This window comes from Micromonospora sp. NPDC005174, from assembly GCF_040608495.1.
In the GTDB taxonomy this organism is placed as follows: domain Bacteria; phylum Actinomycetota; class Actinomycetes; order Mycobacteriales; family Micromonosporaceae; genus Micromonospora.
The window spans coordinates 58,537-77,976 of sequence record NZ_JBEXIJ010000033.1 but is presented as its reverse complement, the minus strand read 5'-3'; the positions used below and the strand labels follow the sequence as shown (position 1 = coordinate 77,976).

Sequence of the window (19,440 nt, the reverse complement as noted above, 5' to 3'; positions counted from 1 at the left end):
GCATGCTCCGCCGCCTCGCCCGAGGCGAACCCGCCACCCGCCAACAACGCCTCACCTTCGACACACCCGACTGACAGCAATGTGAAACGCCCTCTGAGGCATATTGATGCCCGCCTGCCATCACGCTCGTTGGCACCCCTCCCTCCCTACCCGACTCCGGCCCTCATTCGCCGCCCTCCGTTCCCCTAATCCGTCGATCATGGAGTTGTGGCGGGCAACGATAGATGGCAAATCGTCAGCTAATAGGCACCACAACTGCACGATCGACCGCAGCGGCGGTGGCAACCGGACGTGGAATGCCTGCGGCCGTGGACGGCCGGCGAACCGACCATGCGCAAGGCACAAAGCCCCTTACCGCGGTGTACGATTCGCGTCCACGCCTAAGTCATGATCCACGGTCGAGGAGAAGCGGTGAGAATCAGCCCATACCAGTGGCCGGAGGATGGCGACGAGCACGACGTACTCGTGGGCATTGCGCCCAAGCGAGTCACCCTTCTCCTTGAGGGTCGGAACGCATGGCACTCGAAGTGGATCCGCAGCTACCAGGGAAGCGCCGCGATGTTCTTGAATCAGGCGTCTGCTCGGGACGCGGCCGAGGAGCGACGCAAGCAGGGATCAGTCTTCTACGTCTTCGATACACCGGCGCTCCTCCTCTTCGGCGTCTACACCAACTGCATCGTGACTGATTTTCACCAGGACGACCCTTTTAATGGCTTCGTAGGCTTTCGGCAGCCCACCTACGATCCGTGGCTCGGATGGCGGGGAATTCTTCCAGGCGTAAAAATGCAGACCGCTGTCGCTTCAATCGGCCCAGAGCGATCCATGTGGGACGATCGGTCGCTGAGCCAACACTCCTTCATTCGCGGAAGCGTCAGCGACGGCAGGGAGATCGCCGACCTGGAAGATGGGCTGGTGAGCGTCTCCTCGTTTTCTCAAGGCGGTGCCTACCGACTCGGTTGGCGCGATCGCGAGCAGCGCTATTCAACGAAAAGCGTAAGCAGAGCCACCGATGTCTGGTTTGAGCACATGCATGCGATTCCAGAAGTACGGAGGCTGATGAGGAGCGTGTGGGAGACATCCGACCACGGGGCCCGTGACCAACCGAAGAGTTCCGTAGAAGAATCACGGCAACTGCTGGCCACGGCCCTCCTGAACCACGCTTCGAACACGTGGAGACCGGATTGAAATTACCGGTAGTCGGGTCGTACGCAGGATTGGCGACTGCGGCTATCCGAGGCAACCCGGCTCGGTCGCCACGAAAGGTAGTCAAAGGAACGGCTGCCGTCCTCCTACTGCGGGCCCCGCCGCCTTCGGGCACCCGTCTTCGCAGGCCGTCGGACCAGGCTGCCTTCGTCTTGCGCCTCTCGTAGAACAAGGCGAAAGCCGTTCTCCGTGCTCGGATCGTAATCAACCACCACGCGCTCCTCCGCCAGGTCGCGCAGAAAGGCGTTGACCCGAGTCTCGGCGTGTTCATCGAGCTTCTTGCCGTGACGTCGCCGGCCCTCCTGCCGCAGGCAGTACAGGTAGTAGTTGTTGCGGTGCTCGTGCTTGACTGACCACGGCACCAACTCCTCATCGGAGACAGCACGCACGTCGAGACCATTTTTGCCGCGGAAGTAACTCCATCCGGACGCGCTGATCCTGATGTTGTACTTCCGCTCGTGCTCCGCTGTCATCCAGGCGTACGATCGGCCCTCCTTGATCCAGCGAATGGCCTCATCCGCATTCTGGATCTTGGTTGGTGGTGCCATACAGGTGCCTCTCGGTGGTAAGGACAAGCCGCCTGTGCGCACGTTGCGGCCAAGTCGAGCAAGCCCGGATAGTTCACGGCAGCTCGGGCACCCCGCGCAGCAGCGCCAACGCCGAACGGTCGGAGCTGAGCTGGGCCAGCTCCGCGTTGATGAAGTCGGTGAAGAAATCGGCCGGTGATCCGGGGAACCCGGCCTGCTCACCCGAGTGCCACTGATGCAGCCACGGCTCGATCTCCACCAGCCCGGCGAGCAGCGGCAGCAGCCGGTGCGCCGGCCACGCTTCCTGCGTCTTCCGGTCAAGGTAGACGGTGGCGAGCGCCTGCGCCTGCGCCAGGTGATCCCAACCGGCCCACCCGAGCAGCTCACTGCCGTCGCTGTCCCGGCCCGCCTGCGGGTACGAGATAAACCGTTCCTTCGGCACGTCGAGCTTGCCGCGCGCCCTCCAGTACGATGGCCGAAGGAAGTCCGCCGAGGCGTACTTCGGCGGCACCTCGATAGCGACCTTCTCCCCCGCGTCCTCCTTGCGCTGCAACGCCCAGGTGCGCTCCCACTGCGCCCGCTTGCGCAGCCCGGCCGGCTTGTAACGCTGCGCCGGCAGGTACGGCACGTGCTCGTCGGCGAGCAACTGCCCCAGCGTGCGCGTCAGGTCGTAGCTGTCGTGCCCGACCCACAGATCCAGCACGGCCCGGAAATCCTGATCACCACCAATCCGGTCAGCAAGCTGCGCCACCGACAGTGGCTTCGGCTGCTGCCCCGCCCACAGCTCTGCGGACTCCAACCGGTCGAGCAGCCAGTCCCGCAACGCAGCCGACTGCATCTTCTCCCAGCCCTCAGTGGACCAGCGGCGCTTGCACTCCGGCCGCTCAATCAGCCCAATGTGCCGGTTCGCTTCGATGGTGGCGAGCCGCCGCTCCACGAGGGACCGGTACTCCGCCGGCCAATGCGGCTGCGGCCGGTCGATCGGCTTCGACCCGTGCCGGTTGAACCACTCGGTCTGCGCCCCGCTGGTGTGCAGCACGATCTCGAAGGCCCGCTCCCCCAACGCCAACTCCGGCGGGTTGTCGCAGGTCAAATCCTCGTCGATCAGCCCGTAGAGCCGGTAGACCTCCCAGTCCAACTCCTCCTGCAGCGCGATCATCCGCGCCCGCACCGAGCGGTACTCCACGTCAGCCTCCGCGAGCCGCTGCCGGGTAGGCACCCCCGAGGCGGCAACCGCCGCCGGGGTCAAGCTCGACAGCCGCTGCGCCAACCCGTCCAACTCCCGCGCCCGCCCCAACGGGTACGCATCCGGCAGCGGGAACTCCTGGAGCTTGGTGCCGGTGAACTCGAAAAATCGCTCCCAATCGTCACTGGTGAATCCGCCACCTTCACCACGAATGCCCTTGTCATGACTGACCTGCTTCAGCCAGAAGCAGGCGGTCGAGCTATTCAGAACGCCAGTCAAGCGAAGGTGATCGTCCTCTGCGGTCCCCTCCGGCAGCTTGATGACGGGTGCGTGCTGATTATAAGTGATGCCGCTGCGACCCAGCGCGAAGTGGCCATGGGTGGCAACATGAGAGAAGGTAATCGCGAGCGGTGTTTGGTACCGCGACTGAACCCATCGGTACCAAGCCCACCATGGCGTTTGCAGATTAGCACGGGTGCGCCGAGAAAAGTCGGTGAGGGCGCCTAGGATCTGCTTACCCTTCCACAAATGACGAGCCCAGCGTGTCGACATGTCGAGGTCAAGCAGTTGGCCACTGGAATCATAGGGAACGAGAGCAGCGAACATGGGTGAGCAATTCCAATCCCTCACCCCTTCCCCTGTAACCACTCCGCGAACCAAGTGGCGTGGCGTGGCGTGGCGGAGGTGCCAATCCGACGGGAGGTAGAAGAGATCGTCAACACCAGAAAAGCTGGCAAAGCCGATCTGTCCGTCAGCAAAATTGGAAATCCGCACCTCTGCTGAAGATTCGATCGAAGTCATTAGTTCAGCCGTGCCACCCCCAGTCAGGGACCATGGGAAACGCGCCAGTCGTACTCGGGGGGTGTCCGCCACAGTGATCCAGCGACTTTCCGAGCCCACTCGATCAACTTGCCCTATGATCGCCGACCAAACCTTCCCAGCCGCCGGATTAATCGGGGCGGATGGCTCACCTCGCACCCCCAGGGCCGTGCGAATCGGACCGCTGTATCGAGAACTGACGAGGCGGTTACGGCCGATCAAGATCACGGTTGGAGTGCCGTGGCCAGGTATGAAGGCACCAGAGGTGTCGATCACCTCGGCAAGCTCAACCTGACCCGCGAAGTACTCCATAATGAGCTTCTTGCCGAATTCACGCTTCATGAAGGCGTTGCCGGTGATCTGCCCAACGTACCCTGCGCCATCGCCGTCGTGGTCACCCCGCTTAGCTAACGCGAAGAAACGCTGCGCGAATGGCACTGTCAGGGCGTACTTACCGGAGCAGGTGTCGTACAACCGTCGGTAGAGCTGGTTGCGCGCGATATCGGAGACGGTGATATAAGGGGGGTTGCCGACCACCGTGGTGTACTGGTTCTCGGCCAGGTATTCCTTGAGCAGGTCAGCGTCCTCGCTCTCGTACGCGAAAGCGGGGCGGTCCTCAAGCAGCGCCACCAGATCACCCTGAGCACGAGATGTGCGCCCCCAGTGAAGCAGCGAATCGCCGGTCGCCACCCGGAGCGAGAAGGCCGGCGTCCGTTCCAGCTTCGTCAGCCCGCACAGCTTCATTGCGGCGATCAGCAACCGGAAGCGGGCGATCGCCACCGCGAACGGGTTGATGTCGACACCGGTCACCTGGCCGAGCGCCCGCTCCGCGAGGATCCGCACATCGGTCCCCGGCTCCCGGTCCTGCCACTTGCCCACCAGCCGGTGAAACGCGCCGAGCAGGAAGTGGCCGGACCCGCAGGTCGGGTCGATGACGCTGGTCGCGGCGAGGCCGAACTCCTTGACGGCCGGTTCGAAGGTGCGGTCGAGGATGAACTCCTCCACAAACTCCGGCGTCTGCAGCAGCGCGTACGTCTTCTTCGCGTGCGTCGACATGTCCTGGTAGAGGTCGCCCAGGAAGCGGGTGTTCAGGTCGTCGCGGCGCAGCGACTCCTGCCCGGCGCCCCGCCGGAAGAAGTCGCTCAACTCCTCGGCGGCCGGGCCGGAGATGTCGAACCGCCACGCCGGGTTGTGCTGGTCGAAGATCTTGCCGGTGGCCTTGAGGCCGCGCAGGTAGCCGAACGCCTCCCGCAGCCAGTGCCGGTCGTTGTGGCGGGGGTTGGCGATCAGGTACGCCTGCCGGTGCTGCACGGCCCGCTCGGCCGGCGCGGCCGGGTCGGCGCCGCCGATCCAAAGCTTCTCGACCAGCGCGTTGTCCTCGCAGAACCGGACGAACACGCAGCCGAGCACCCAGGCCACCGCGGCCTGGTCGAGCACATCGTCGAGCCAGGTCTCGAAGCTGCCGCCGACCCGTTCGGCTGCCTGCGCCGCCGCGTACTCCTGGCGCAGTGTCGCGCGGAGGTCCGGCGCCTCCACGACCTGCCGACGCAGATCCTCCACCAGAGTCTTGACCTGCGCTTGCAACGCCTTCAGCTCGATCACCGCTAGATCCTAAGGTCTGTCGCCCCGGCTGCCACTACTCCGAATCGTCATCGGCGGCACCAGCCAGCTGACCACCTACCCGAACGTCCAGGTGCTCGGCGAACGCGCGGAGCCGTCGCTCCAGCAGCTCGGTGCGGTCCTCGACGAAAATCTGACCGCCGTTGCCCCCGTCGCAGAGCCGCCGCCACGCCTTGAGTGGGATGCCGTGGCTCTCCAGGATCTGCTCGGTCTTCGACGGGCCCACCAGCCGACGTAGTTCGGGGTTGCCGTCAAAGAGACCCGGTCCGACGGGCAGGTCGAGCCCCTTGAGCGCCATGAGGACGCTGGTGTTTGGCGTAGTGGGGAAGATCAGCCGGTTAGCTGGGCGAGGATCTCGCGGCACCACGTGCCGGAAGATCTGGTTGTCCGCCGTCGAGAGCACGTTCGCCACCTCGAAGGGCTGGCCGAGCATGTCGAAGCGACGGGGAAACTCCAAAGCCTCCCAGATGACGTACGCCTTCGTTCGCGCGCCGTTAAGGTTGAACGACGGCGGCATCGGTTGTACGTCAGCGACGTTCAGGGGTAGGTCGGCCTCACCAATCGCGAACTGCCGCATCTCGGCCAACGCCCGGCGCAGCATGGTCGAGGTCGCCCCGGCGAACGCACCCGACCAGGAGGTCACCCAGAACCACCGCCGCAGCCCATCATACTGTCGACCGCTCGGCTCCCGGCAGGAATGGAAGAACATTGCCAGTAGGACAAGCTGGTGTGAGTACGGCAGGAACCGGGCGTGCGGCATTCCGATTCCGTTGCGCAGGAACTCCGCTGCAAGTCGCACCGCTCGGCGGGTACGCGGCAGGTCGTCGTGCAACCGGTTCTGGACGTAGTCGGCGACCAGACTCCAGCGCGGCGACATGATGTCCGACTCGCCGGCAATCGCCAGCAGCGAGCGGAAGACCGCGAGTCGGGGCAGCTCCCCGAAGCCGCTATCGGCGATCGAGGTGACAATATCGTCGATTCGGCTCGCCAGCGACGGCTGCTCTTCGCGGTAGGTCAGCGCCGAGACCATCTGGTCCGGGTCCATCCGGGTGCCGGTGCGGTTGAGCCGGGCGTAGACGTTGACCGCCTGGTCAAGGCTCGCGCCCTGCAGGCGTACTACAGTGAGTTTGTAGCTTTTGATCCGCTGCACCACCGCCTCGGCCTCGCGGATGAGCGAGTCGACCTGGTCGACGTCCCGAGTGGCGAGCTCAACCTCGCGGAAGTGCCCGAGGAAGTCCCGGGTGCGCATCACCGCCGCCAGCGGCAACAGGTGGGGCAACCATCGACCCGAGCGATGGTGTCGATAACGCTCCGAGCCGTGCCGGTCAGCGCGCAGGTCCCGGTAGACCTGCCAGACCCAGTCTCCGTCGTCTGCAGCCGGGCCACGGCGCGGCGGCCGGTTCAGCACACCGAAGAGGGTGGAGACCCGCTGGTGGCCGTCGAGCAGGTAGGAGATCTGCTGCCCTGCGGGCGGTGGTGGGATCGGCAGGCCACCGATCCGCTCCAGCGAAGGGATCGGCAGCTCGGTCTGCCAGAGCAGCAGGCTGCCGATCGGATAGCCGCGCTCGATGCTGTCGAAGAGTTCCAACATCTGCGCCGGACGCCACACGAAGGGCCGTTGGAACGCCGGCACCCGGATCGTCCCCTTCGCGATGTCAGTCAGCAGGTCACCGACGAGCGCGATGGTCGGGTCCGGTCGAATCTCGGCCTGGTCGGTGCGCATGGGCGTCAGTGTCCTACAGAATCCGACGAATCATGGCCAGCAGCTCCCGCAGGTCCGCCACGGCGACCGGGCCAAGTTCGTCGAAGTCTGCCTCGGTGAGCCGTAGATCCGGCGGGATCAACGGCCTGGGCATCGACCCGCCGAAGTGCTTCTTCACGTCGACATAGTGCCGGTCCTCGTGAGGCATCCCCCGAAGGCTCGCCAGCTTGGCGTCCCGCTCGGCAGGGGCTCGGTCAATGAAGCCTTCCTCCCAGACCCGGCATGGCACATAGTTTTCCAGCTCACGGCAGTGCCACACGTGCACCTCGCTGACCCCGTCGAGAGCGCGGATCTGCAATGCGTAGGTGTCGTTCCTGGTCCGCTGGCCGGCCTTGCCGCGGTCGCTGTCCATCAGGGCCGCCACTCGGATCAGGACGGAGAACTCGCGCCGCCGCCGCTCGACGAACTGCACCATCCGGTCCTTGCCGCCGGCATGGCTGAGTCGCAGCCAGTGCTGGCCGAGGGCGTGCACGATGGCGTGCTCGCCGAACGCCTCAGCGACGGCCAGCAGGAAGGACTCCTCGGTAATCTCGTCCTCGACGACCAGCACAGCCGGCCGGCTGAGGTCCTCCACCAGGTCCTTGAGTCGGGCGGCGGTGACCACCGCGCTGGTGTCCTCCGCCGTCGACGGCTTGAACGCCTCGACCAACGCGTGCTCTACGAAAGTCTTTACCGCTTTGAACGGCAGCGTTTCCGCGAAGCGCGCCGCGCTCTCCGCGACGGCGCGATCGGGGCGCCACCGGTGTCGCCCCGTCATGGCCAGATCGAGCAGCTTGGCTACGGTGAGCTGGTCGCCCGAGTGGAACACCTCTGCCTTGATGTCAAGATGCATAGCCACTCCGATTGAGCTGGGCGGAAGCGAGAGCCCGCACCTCGTGGTAGTCCTGCGAGAAATAGCCCTCGGGCCATTCGTCACCGAGGTCGCCCAGCTCGTTGACCCCGACCCGGCGGATCACCGACACGCCGTCGGCTTGCTCCACGACGTAGACGGCGAGCATGTCAGCAGGGTATTTCTGCTCGGCAATCCGTCGCCGCAGCCGCAGCAGCAGCGTCTCACTGTGAGTTTCGATCAGGAACTGGGTGTCGGTGGCCTGCGCGGTGTTCAGGTAGAGATCGGCCAGCTCGGCGTGCGCGCCGGGATGTAGATGCATCTCCGGCTCCTCGATGATCTGCAACGCCGGGGCCGACTGCGTGTCGCGCCGCTCGTCCAACGCACACTGCACCAGGATCGGCAGGATCTGGGACAAGCCGGTGCCAGCGTCGGCCAGGTTGACCCGGACTCCGCTGCCCTTTCTAGTCAACACCGTCGACCACAGCGGACCCGCCTCGATCTCCTCGATGCGCCAACCCGGCACGATCACCGCAAGCCGCTCGTTGACCCGACCCAGCAGCTCGCCATCCCCGCGCGCCTGATCGTGGGCAAGGATGCCGGAGGTGCCCTGCCCCTGCTCACCGACGGCACGGGGTGTGCCGAGTGGCAGCCGATGCTGCCTCTCCGGCCGGTCGCGGTAGGCACTGAGGAACCGGATCGGCCCGAACGAGATCCGCCGATCGCCGAACGGCCAGAGCTCGGCGACGTCCTCCACTCGCGGCAGCAGGCCGTTGAAGACCACCGGTCGGGTGACAGTGCGGGGGTGGACCTTCGAACTGATCTCATAGACGACGCCGTGTTCGGTCGTCTCGATCGTCGGCAGTAGGTCGAAGTCGATGGTGTCGCCCTGACTCGCGAGGTGCAGGCTCGACACGTATGCCCGGCGATCCTCGTCGACATAGCGGATCGTGGCCGCCATCTCGAAAGGGCTCGGCCCGTCCACCGTGAACCCGAGCGAGAACTTTCCGTGCGGGCTCTGCTCGAAGATAAGGTCGGGGAAACCGTCCACCGGCTGTGGCACCAGCCGGTCCAGGTCGAGCGGGGCGGTGCTGGTGGTACCGAAACCCGTTGCGATCACCAGCGGCGCCCGGGTCAGCACGCTCTTGCCGGAGTTGTTCTTGCCGAGAACCACCGTGACCGGCGCCAGCTCCACCTCCTGCCGATCCCGAAAGCAGCGGTAGTTCTCCAACACGATCTTGCGCAGCGGCATTCCTAGATTCTTACCACAGCGCGTGACGACTCAGGTGCCCTCCGAATGGCCATCCTGGACAAATAGACGTCAGCGTCCTTCGGTAACCGGCTCGCTGGTATGGGAATACTGGCGCGGCGGCACCGCAGACCCAGGTTGCGACACGCTTAGCTTCCGCCACAGGAACTCCAGCGTCAGCGCCCACACGAAGGCTCGCTGCTCGTTGTTGGCCGCCGCGCCGTGCCCACCCTCGACGTTCTCGTAGTACGCCACCTCGTGGCCGTGCTGGCGCAGCCGGGCCGCCATCTTGCGGGCGTGCCCCGGATGCACCCGGTCGTCGCGGGTCGAGGTGACGAGTAGGACCGGCGGGTACGGTCGATCGCCGCGCACGTTGTGGTAGGGCGAATACTCCCGCAGGTAGGCCCAGTCGGCCTCCCGGTCCGGGTCGCCGTACTCAGCCATCCACGAGGCCCCGGCCAGCAGCCGGTGATAGCGCCGCATGTCCAACACCGGCACGCTTGCGACGACAGCACCGAAGAGCGCGGGGTAGCGGGTCAGCATCACCCCCATCAGCAGCCCGCCGTTGCTGCCGCCCTCGATGCCGAGCCGCTCCGGCGTGGTGATCCCGAGCGCCACCAGGTCGGCCGCCACCGCCGCGAAGTCCTCGTACGCCCGGGGCCGGTTCTCCCGCAGCGCGGCGCGGTGCCACTCGGGGCCGTACTCCCCGCCGCCCCGGATGTTCGCCACCACGTAGGTGCCGCCCCGGGCCAGCCAGCCCCGACCGATGATCCCGCTGTAGTACGGGGTCAGGGAGACCTCGTAGCCGCCGTACCCGGTCAGCAGCGTCGGCCCGCCGGCCGCGCTCGGGTCGCGCACCACGAAGTACGGCACCCGGGTTTCGTCGGCCGAGGTGGCGAAGAACTGGCGTACCGCCAGGCCGTCCGCGTCGAAGAACGCCGGCCCCCGCTTGAGCGTCTCGACCGCACCGCCGACCTGGCCGAGCCGCAGCCTCGCCGGTTGCAGAAACCCTTCGGAGGCGAGCAGGTAGGCGTCATCGTGGTGCGGGTCGGTCTCCACGATCCGGCTGTGATCGAACTCCGGCACCCCCGCGAGCGTCTCCCGCCGCCAACCCGTCTCGCCGGGCGTCAGCACCTCCAGCCGACTCCGCACGTCGACGAGCATGGCCAGGATCAGATGGTTCCGGGTCCAGACGTAAGAGCTCAGCGCCGAGCGAGCGTCGGGCCGAAAGAGCACCGCCAGCTCCCGCTGACCCGCGAGGAACGCCTCGAACCGGGTCGCCAGCAGAACGCCGGCGGGATGGGTCACCTCACCGACCAGCCACGGCGAGCGCAGCCGGATCAAAAGCCACGCGCGGTGTACGTCCCACCAGGCATCCTCCGGCACCTCGATCCGGGTCAGCTCGCCCGCCCCGGTCAGCAGGTAGCTCTCAGTGCGGTAGAAGTCCAGGCTGCGACCGACGAAGTCGCGCTCGAATCCAGGGGTTGGATCGTGCGAGGCAAACACCGCGACGTCCTCCAGCCGCCCCTCATGCACCGTGTCGGCCGCCGACAGCGGCGTGCCTCGCCACCAGCGTTTTGCGACGCGTGGGTACCCGGAAGAGGTCAGCGACCCCGGCCCGAAGTCGGTGCCGACGTAGATGTGGTCCGCGTCGATCCAGCAGACCCGGCTCTTCGCCTCCGGCAGCATGAAGCCGTCCTCGACGAAAGCCCGGCGGAGCAGGTCGAACTCGCGCACCACGACCGCGTCGGCGCCGCCCCGGGACAGGCTGATCAGGCAGCGCTCGTAGCCGGGCCGCAGCACCGTCACCTTCTGCCAGACCCAGTTCTCGCCCTCCTCCGCAGCCAACGCGTCGAGGTCGATCAGCACGTCCCACTGCGGCTCAGGCCGGCGGTATTCATCGGGCGTCGTCCGCCGCCAAACCCCACGCGGGTGCGCCGCGTCTCGCCAAAAGTTGTAGTAGTGCCCGTCCCCGAGCCACCCCGCATAGGGAATGCGGTCCGCGGCATCGAGCACCTGCAAGATCTCAGCCCGCAGCCTGGGGAACGCCTCGCCTTCGGTCAGCCTGGCCAGGGTCTCCGCGTTGCGGTCCCGCACCCACCCTGCGGCGTCCGCGCCATCAAGATCTTCCAGCCAGAGGTACGGGTCATCGCTCTCATCGATCAACCTCACCACCTTCGCAACTATCCCGACGGGCGATCCGTATCCATGTCGGTTGTCAGCATGGCGACTCAGCCGGTCTGACAGAACGTGCCAGATTGATGTCAAAGGAAAGTAACGCCCATCAGAGGAGGCACCCGTGAGCCGGACGATCCTGGATGTCGATGACGAGCTACTCGCCGAGGCCGTCATGATTCTCGGCACCACGACGAAGAAGGCCAGCATCAACGCCGCCCTCAAGGCTGTCATCGACCGCGAGAAGCGGCGGCAGTTCGCCGACTGGCTCAAAAGCGGAGGGCTGCCCGATCTGACGGGTCCCGTCGAGGCTGCCAAGCCGAAAGCAGGGTGATCACGAGCACTACCTGCCGGACAAGTCGCTCTCGCCCGCTGGCCAAAGCCACTCGTGTCCCTGTGCTCGGCGAACTCTCCGACCAAGGAACTGCGGAGCGATCGAGCTAGAGGTCATTCTGAGGTTCCCCCGGTTCGCCGGGGGTTGGTTACCTGGCACCGATGGGCTGCCGCCGCTGCGAAGCAGACCGGGGCCTGAGCGCTGTTCGCTGTAAAGGCTTGAACCTTGAGAGGTCGGTTATCGTACGGCCGTGTCGCGGCTGATCAAAATGTGGTGGACGCTCGTCGGGGTCCTGTTCCTAGCTCTCGCCGTCGGAGGCGGCCCATTCGTGGAGGGGCGTTGGCCACAACTCGCCGATCAAGCGCCAGTAACAGCCAACATCGTCGCCGGTGCGATGCTGGTACCGCTGGAGCTCTACATCGCTGGTGTACTTCTGACTGGTTTGCAGAACCTTCGCCGGCGCCAGCAGTGGCAGGTAGCCGCTGCAGAACTCACCGACGCCATGGGCGGCACCTGGGCTCGGATACGTGACCTTCTCGTTTACCAGTACGCGCTCAACGAGATCACCGGACCACTCAGCCGAATCAGGGCCGCACACGAGGGGTGGCAACACCTTCACCGACAGGAAGCTGGCCGAGTCGATGCGGACCCATGGGCCGAGCGACCTGCTTGGCAAATTCCCAATGGTGCTAGCGAGGCGATCGACCGGGTCGCGCTGCTGTGGATGCTCATGTGGCCTGCCGGCCTTCACCGCGACTGGGAGTCGCTACATCGCAAGCTCACCCGCGTCCTCGTCCCACGCCTGTCCACCGACAACCCCGATTTGGTCACCACCGGCTGGCAACTCGTCGATGCGATCGGTGACCTGCACAACCTCGCCGAGGATCTGCTCGTGCAGGACAACGCGTTCCACCTACCCGCGCCTATCGATGAGAGTGGCCTGACGACCGAGGGCTCAACTTCAGCCACCGAGCCTGCAGTGGACGAGTGGACGAGGTGGATTGCGGACGGTGAACCTGAACTGCGGATGCTGAACCTGAATGACCTAGCCAGCGCTCATGTCACGGCCCGCCGAGTCGTCGAGCATGGCGACCGGCTTATGGCGCTGCTACACGCAGCCGCCCCTCGCAGGCATCGCTCGGCTTCCCGCGTCCGACCGCCTCACCTCGGCACACCGCAACGACCTGCCTTCGACTTCGCCGAAGAGGGTTGGGAACCGTCGCTAATCCGCTCGGGACAGGACTAATCGGCACCCTCGGTCGACTCTGGATGACATCAGCCGTCACGTGCTTTGGTCAACTACCGGGGGCGACATGGCGGTTCCTCCAGGGCGGAGGTCTAACCGGAGTTGACGGTCCTCGTCGGCTTGGTCGGGGCCGACTCGATCCAGTCGTTGGCGAGCCACAGCGATTGGCTGGCCGGTGAGGTCAGTGGCAACTGCACCCCGTCCAGCACCGCCGGCTCGGGTCGCCGTGCCGGCACCAGCAGCAGCCGGGCTGCCGGCCGGGGCCGGGTCGGGTCGGCCAACTCCTGGAGCAGTCCGAGCTGCCCGTACCGGGCCAGCGGCGCCGCCTCGGTGAGCAGCACCGGCCTGTCGGCGGCGGCGATCGCCGCACCGACAGCCGGCACCACCTGGTGCCGGACCAGGTCCACCAGGCTGCGGAAGTCCGCATCCAGCGCGGAGCCGTTGTCGGCCGCCACGATCGCCTCCCATGGGAAGCCCAGCGCACGCAGCCGGTCCAGCAGGATCGCGGTGACGTCCACTTCGGTCAGCGGCAGCCGGGCCAGCAGCGCCCGCCGGGCCGGCCCGAGCCGGCGCAGCGGCGCCAGCACCGCGAGGAAGGCCCGCCGGTCGATGGCGGAGGCGAGCTTGTCTCCCACCTCGTCGGCGGCGGTGAGCCCGAGCAGCGGTGCGTGGGTGGTGGCCAGCCGGGTGCCGGTCACCGACGCCGTCGTGGTCGCCGGCCCGTACACCCGGTCGTGCGGGTTCCAGGTCAGCGGTACCTCGGCCGCGGCGAGCAGGTCGTTCAGCGCGGGTCGCTTCGGCAGCCGCTCCGCGCGGGGGAAGCGGCTCCGAACTCGGTCGCGGATCTGCTCCTCGCTGAGCCGCTGGCCGATCAGGCTGCCCACCGACAGCCGCAGCGCCCGCTCCGCCGGCATCCCCACCGGGTAGAGCTGCCCCTGCGCGTTGACGTCGACCCGGTCGTTGCGGGCGGCCGCCGCGAGCTGCAACAGCCGCAGGTCGGCCACGGCCGGCATCCCCGCTGGCACGGGCAGCCGGCGCAGCTCCTCGACGGCACGTTGCCGAGTCGGCAGCGGATCGGCGCCGGCCAGTTCGGCGGCTCGGCCGCCCAGCTCCACCACGTACCCCAGGAAGTCGGCGGCGGTGACGTTTGACGCCGGATCGTCCGGTTCCCGGCCGACCAGAACGGTGCCGGAGGTGCGGAACCGGTGGATGGCCACCCGGGCGTCCCCGCCGGTGCTCAGCTCGGCCTCGACGGCGGCGCGGACCAGCCCGATTGCCTGTGGCAGCCGCTTCGGCGCGGGGGTGTAGGAGCCGCGGGCGGCGATCAGCGCCTGGGCCAGTTCCTCGGCGGACATCACCGCGCCGCGGGCGTCGAGCAGCGCGACGATTTCGTTGCGCACCGCCTCCAGTGCCGGCTCGCCCAGCCAGTTCCTGGCCTGGGCGGCGAGCAGCTTGGAGATCTGTGGCTGGCTCCGGCCGGTGGCCCGGGCCGCCTCACTCTGCGCCGGCCAGCACAGGAACTCACCGTCGTCAGTGGGCGTCTGCCCGAGCAGCACGGCCAGCGTCCGGTGGTTGCGGGAGGTCGAGGCGGGAAACAGGGTCGCGCAAAGTGCCTCCACGCCCTGAGCCAGTGGCTTCTCCTCAACGGCGGCCGACTCGCTGCCGCCAGGCAGCACCGCGCGCAGCGCCCGTGCCTGGGCGATGATCTCCTTGCGGGTGGCGTCCGGCACCCCCTTGGCCCGGGTGAGCGCCGACAGCTCGACGTCCAGCAGCTCGCCGACAGTGTGCAGGCCGAGCCGTTGCAGCGCCGAGCGGGCTCGGGCGGTCAGCTCGGTGACCTCCAGCGGCGACTCGCGAGTCAGCCCCACCGCCGCCGGCACCGGGCCGACCGGAGTCACCGCCGGTTGCGGGACCTGCTGGAAGATGGCCCGCCAGGCGTCTGTCATCTCGTCGACCGTGTCGAACCGCGCCGCCGCGTCCCTCGCCAACGCCCGGCCGAAGAACTCCACCAGCCGGTCGGCGACCGCCGGGTCGAACACCGCCGGGTCGAGGGCAACCTCGTCGCTGACCACGGCCGGGTTGGCGTTGTCACCCCACCGGGGCAGCACACCTGTCGCCATCTCGTAGAGCACGACGGCCGCCGCGAACCGCTCAGCCGCCGCGTCGTAGCGGAGCCGGCGCGGCGGGCCGAGGAACGGATCGAGGTAGCCGACAGTGCCCGCGCCGAGCTGGTCAGCGGGAGCCGAGGAGAGCGAGAAGTCGAAGACGCACAGGTGCGGCTGCTTGTCCTTCGGCCGGGGCCGGGCCGCGAGGTTGGCCGGCTTCAGGTCACGGTGCCAGACACCCTGGCCGTCCAGGTAGTTGACGATGTCGAGCAGGTCCCGCCCGTACCGCTCCAGCAGGTCCAACGCCAGCCGGCCGCCGCGCAGTTCCTCGGCGAGGGTCCGCGTACCGGCGCTCTCCATCAGCAGCGCGGTCCGGCCGCCGACCCGGACCGGGCCCTTGACCAGCGCGGCCACCTGGGGATGCTTCAACCCCGCGAGGGTACGCGCCTCCGCAGTCAGCCGTTCCTCGTGCTGCTCGTCACGGGCGACCTTCAGCACCAGGTCGCGCGACTCCCCGTCGCGAGTGACCAGGAAGGCGACGGCGGTGGCACCGGCGCCGAGCCGGTCCTTCACTTCCAGGCCGCCGTCGAGCACGTCACCCCGGTGGGCCGAGAGCGGGTCGGCGACCGGCTCGGGCTCGGGCGCGGTCAGCTTCTCCCAGACCTTCTCCAGATCCTTGTGGAACCGGGAGACGCTCGGCAGCCGTTGCGCCGGATCACCCCGGGTCGCGTCGTAGACCAGGGTGACCAGCGTGTGCGGCATGCCGTCCACCGCCGCATCGAGGTGCAGGCCACTGTCGCGAACCGCGTTGACGAGCTCCTCCGGCGTGGCGGCCGGCACCGCCCCGGCGAAGATCCGGTACGCCAGCGCGCCGAGGGAGAACACGTCGAGCTGGTGGCCCGGCAGCCGGGTGGCGTTCTCCGCCTCCGGCGCCTGGTAGCGGCGGACCTCGTCGTCGAAGAACAGCTCCAGGCTGGCCGGGTCGCTTGACGGGCCGAGCCGGGTGAGCTGGGTCGTGCCGGCCAACCGGCCGCCGGTCTGCCAGTCGGTGACGACCAGCGTCGGGCGCGGCCCGTCCGGGTTACCGACGTAGATCGCCCGGGGCGAGAGCGCCCGGTGGGCCAGCCTGCGGGAGTGCGCGTAGTCGATGATCTCGGCGAGATCCTGCACCAGTTGCAGTCGCTGGGCCAGGGTCAACGCGTCGCCGCGTCGCAGCAGCCACTGGTCGAGGCGTACCCATTCCTCCTGATGGTCGAAGATGACCGCCGGGCCCCACGAATGCTCGACCAGGTCGTGCGCCCGGGCCACGCCTGGATGATGGATGCCTTGCAGCAGGCGGAACTCCCGCTCCGCCGCCCTGCGGATCGCCGGCACTTCATGCTCGGCCGCCCGGCTGGTTAGGTAGAACCGCACCCGACGCACCAGCGAAGTGTCCAGCGCGTGCCCGGCAAGGAAGTCCTGCCAGCCGAGCCCCTCGGCGAACGGCTTCGGATATAGCAGCAGTTGACCGACCTTGCGGTCCGCCACCGACGGGCGGATCTTCGCGCCGCGCACCAGCTCGACGATCTCCCGGCCGCGCACCTCGTCCACCAGATGGTCCGGGTTCCGCGGCAGGGCGAGCAGCAGCTTCTTCAGGCCGGGCAAACCGGAGTCGTGCCCCTCCAGCCCGTAGATGTGCTGGCTGCCGATCGCGTCCAGATCCGCCCGCATCGCCTTCGCGTGCAGGAAGACCGCCGCCCCGACATAGGGCGTCTCGCGCTGCCGTCCGTGTTGCTTGGCGTAGTAGCGGATCAGGCTGGCCAACCGCTTCGCCTTCCGGTTGGCCAGCCTGTACGGGTTGTCTTCGGGGATCAGTCGCGAATTCGGCGCGCGGCGGAGCCACTGGGTGCCGTCACCGCGGATCTCCCCCTGCCAGTGCTTCAGCTCCAGCACGAAGAGACCGCTCGGGGTCAACACCAGGGCGTCGACCTCGTTGATCGAGCCGTCGGCGCCGACGAACTCCACGTTCGTCCAGACGTGGTACGGGTCGGCGTCGGGCAGGTAGCCAGCCAGCTCGCGCAGACCGTCCTGCTCCCAGATGTACGAGCTGGAATTGATCTGCTCCCAGCGCGGTGAATCCTCCCGCATGCGCCGACCCTTCCGCCCCGGCCGTCATGTTCCGGCTCAGGCTGCGCACTTTACCGTTTCGGCGCTTGATCAGCGGAGACCACCGCTCCGAGCACGTAGTGCATCTGGCCAAACACTGGGGGTGTCAATAGACTTCGCTCGACGTCCTTCCCAACCCCTCGGGAGGTCGGCATGGGCACCTCGACCCGTCTGCCAGGTCCGAAGAACGGCAGCTGGACCGCTGCCAAAGGCCGGCTGGGCAACTGGACGCCGGACGCCACCAGCCGGCCTGATCAACTATTCGGGCATGACCACCAACGCGCCGAGACGATCGCGGCCCAGTACCAGCGGGCGTTGCGAGACGCCCTGAACGCAGATCCGGAGGCGTTCGGCATCCGTGCGGCAGCGGAGCAGGCCGGCGGACGGCTGATTGAGCTGCTCGATGGCCTCGGGCGAGCGGATCTCCCGCTGGTGGGGGACTTGGCCGCGCAAGATGACGCCGACGAGTTCGTCCGGCGGTTCGTCGGGCAGGTCGCCGGCGATGGCCAACTCATCGTGGACGCTGCCATCCGCCGGGCCGCCCGACGCGTCGCGGAACACCTGGTGACGCAGGAAGGACCACTCGCCGATCCTGGCCGTTTAAGACCGGTCACCGGCGAGCTGTTCTGCGCGTTGTATCGAGCGTTCTTCGGTGAGGTGGTCGGCGAGTTCGTACACATTCTCATCGCGGAGAACATCAAGATCGCCGTACCGGCACTGGTCATCTTCGATCCGACCGATGTGGTGGCCGGCTTCGTCGCCGATCAGGTCGTCAAGGTGCTGCCCAACCCTTGCGTCGAGGCCGCCGAACGTGGGCCGGAGCCATTACGGCTTCCTGACGTCGCTAAGGACCTGCTGACGACCACGGTGACTGCGGCCCTCGGGCTCGGCGACACCGGACTGGAGTTGGCGGCGTGAGCTGGGCGAGCTTCGCGTATGACTACGCGACCCGGGCCGGAGTGTCTACCGAACGGAAGCGGGAGACCATCGGATGGCCACTGCTTGAGCACGCCGACGAGCGGTTGCAGACATTAGCCGAGGTACCCCAGGACCGCCCGGACTGGGCCCAGGACCTGCTACAGATCGCCCGGGCCGTGTACCTGGCCGACAAGCTGTCGCTGCGCGAGGGCGCCGCCGACGGCTGGACCCGAAGGATCGACCTGTCCGTGGAGGTAGTCGACCCCTCTGTCTGGAGCCCGCCGACACTGCGGCTGCTGTCTCACCTCGCGGAGACGTTAAGCGCGGATCAATGGACGATCAACGTCCGGACTGGCGGGCGTACGTGGCCCCAGCAGGGACGGACGACTTACGCCGAGGTGGGAGAGGTGGCCCTGTTCTCTGGAGGGCTCGATTCCACCGCGTGGGCGGCAGAGCGTGCGAAGGTCGCAGCCGGCCCCCTGCTGCTCGTCTCCTATTTCGAACCCCAGTGGGGCAGCCAGCAGGACCAAACTCTCAGAGCGATCGAGAGCTCGGCCCGTCGCGACATCGAGCAGCTCAAGGCGTCGCAGCAGGTCCGTCTCAGCAGGAAGCTGGAAAAATCTGCGCGTACCCGCGGGCTGCTCTATCTCGCCACCGCCATCTATCTGGCCGCCGCCCACGGGGTGCCACAGGTGGTCGTACCGGAGAACGGGCAGCTAGCTGTCAATCCCCCGCTCACACCGGCCCGGGTAGCCGCCTGCTCCACGAAGTCTGTACATCCCGGGACACTGCACCTGCTCAACTCGTTGATCGACGCTCTCGGCGGCGGGGTGACCGTCGTCAACCCGTACCTGCACCTCACCAAGGGAGAGGTTTGCCAGCAAGCCCTGAACGCCGGCCTGGCTCCGGCGACCCTCACCCATGCCACCGTCAGCTGTGGGCGCCCGCCACGGGACCGACCGGGTGCCGAGCACTACCACTGCGGGACCTGCTACCCCTGCCTGGTACGCCATTCCGGTCTCCTTACCGCACTGGGAAGGGACAGCACCCCGTACAAGACGGATGTCTGGATGCTGGGCGACCGGGAGAAGGCTGCCGTCGATCGGCGGGCGCTGCACCGGTGGTTGTGCCGCCCAATCTCCGTTCGAGACCTGACGACCGACACGCCGTTGCCGGACACCATCGACCCTGGTCCACTGCTCGATGTGGTGGAGCGCGGTCGAACGGAACTTGGGCAGACGTTCGCTTGGCATGGCCGACCGATCACACCCACCCAGACGCCGCCTCGTCGGCTGGCATGGGCAGGCTGAGTAGGGGTATGA

12 protein-coding genes are annotated in these 19,440 nt (G+C 67.3%); 5 read left to right on the top strand and 7 right to left on the bottom strand.

The window, feature by feature from the left end:
- Window positions 1-411: 411 nt before the first annotated feature.
- On the top strand, window positions 412-1,185 hold the full coding sequence (locus ABZU91_RS27540) for a hypothetical protein (protein ID WP_355246375.1): 774 nt from the start codon (window positions 412-414) through the stop codon (window positions 1,183-1,185).
- 104 nt (window positions 1,186-1,289) lie between these two features.
- On the opposite strand, the gene ABZU91_RS27535 is transcribed toward ABZU91_RS27540, so the two are convergent.
- From ABZU91_RS27535 to ABZU91_RS27510, 6 genes are all read right to left on the bottom strand, one after another.
- Window positions 1,290-1,751, bottom strand: coding sequence for a hypothetical protein (locus ABZU91_RS27535; RefSeq protein WP_355246372.1), 462 nt, complete (start codon window positions 1,749-1,751; stop codon window positions 1,290-1,292).
- 73 nt (window positions 1,752-1,824) lie between these two features.
- A complete protein-coding gene (gene pglX, locus ABZU91_RS27530; RefSeq protein WP_355246369.1) occupies window positions 1,825-5,337 on the bottom strand; it encodes a BREX-2 system adenine-specific DNA-methyltransferase PglX in 3,513 nt (1,170 codons plus the stop codon).
- A gap of 34 nt (window positions 5,338-5,371) precedes the next feature.
- The gene (locus tag ABZU91_RS27525) at window positions 5,372-7,078 is read right to left on the bottom strand and encodes a DUF262 domain-containing protein (protein ID WP_355246366.1); all 1,707 of its coding nucleotides are present in this window, start codon (window positions 7,076-7,078) and stop codon (window positions 5,372-5,374) included.
- Between the two features lie 13 nt (window positions 7,079-7,091).
- Complete coding sequence (locus tag ABZU91_RS27520) at window positions 7,092-7,949, bottom strand: hypothetical protein (protein WP_355246363.1); 858 nt, start codon at window positions 7,947-7,949, stop codon at window positions 7,092-7,094.
- Entirely contained in the window at window positions 7,939-9,198 is a 1,260-nt protein-coding gene (locus ABZU91_RS27515; RefSeq protein WP_355246360.1) for an AAA family ATPase, read from the bottom strand. Before ABZU91_RS27515 ends, ABZU91_RS27520 begins: the two co-directional genes overlap by 11 nt.
- A gap of 69 nt (window positions 9,199-9,267) precedes the next feature.
- Window positions 9,268-11,367 (bottom strand): prolyl oligopeptidase family serine peptidase, encoded by a 2,100-nt coding sequence (locus ABZU91_RS27510; protein ID WP_355246378.1) that lies wholly within the window; start codon window positions 11,365-11,367, stop codon window positions 9,268-9,270.
- 127 nt (window positions 11,368-11,494) lie between these two features.
- On the opposite strand from ABZU91_RS27510, the gene ABZU91_RS27505 reads away from it, so the two are divergent.
- Window positions 11,495-11,704 (top strand): type II toxin-antitoxin system VapB family antitoxin, encoded by a 210-nt coding sequence (locus ABZU91_RS27505; protein ID WP_355246358.1) that lies wholly within the window; start codon window positions 11,495-11,497, stop codon window positions 11,702-11,704.
- A 250-nt stretch (window positions 11,705-11,954) separates the two neighbouring features.
- Window positions 11,955-12,950, top strand: coding sequence for a hypothetical protein (locus tag ABZU91_RS27500; protein ID WP_355246355.1), 996 nt, complete (start codon window positions 11,955-11,957; stop codon window positions 12,948-12,950).
- A 92-nt stretch (window positions 12,951-13,042) separates the two neighbouring features.
- Here ABZU91_RS27500 and pglW read toward each other — a convergent pair whose 3' ends face one another.
- The gene (gene pglW, locus ABZU91_RS27495; protein ID WP_355246352.1) at window positions 13,043-17,182 is read right to left on the bottom strand and encodes a BREX system serine/threonine kinase PglW; all 4,140 of its coding nucleotides are present in this window, start codon (window positions 17,180-17,182) and stop codon (window positions 13,043-13,045) included.
- Between the two features lie 171 nt (window positions 17,183-17,353).
- Between pglW and ABZU91_RS27490 the strand changes: the two genes are divergently transcribed.
- Window positions 17,354-18,118 (top strand): hypothetical protein, encoded by a 765-nt coding sequence (locus ABZU91_RS27490; RefSeq protein WP_355246350.1) that lies wholly within the window; start codon window positions 17,354-17,356, stop codon window positions 18,116-18,118.
- On the top strand, window positions 18,115-19,428 hold the full coding sequence (locus ABZU91_RS27485; protein ID WP_355246347.1) for a 7-cyano-7-deazaguanine synthase: 1,314 nt from the start codon (window positions 18,115-18,117) through the stop codon (window positions 19,426-19,428). The genes ABZU91_RS27490 and ABZU91_RS27485 overlap by 4 nt, the downstream gene beginning before the upstream one ends.
- Window positions 19,429-19,440: the final 12 nt, after the last annotated feature.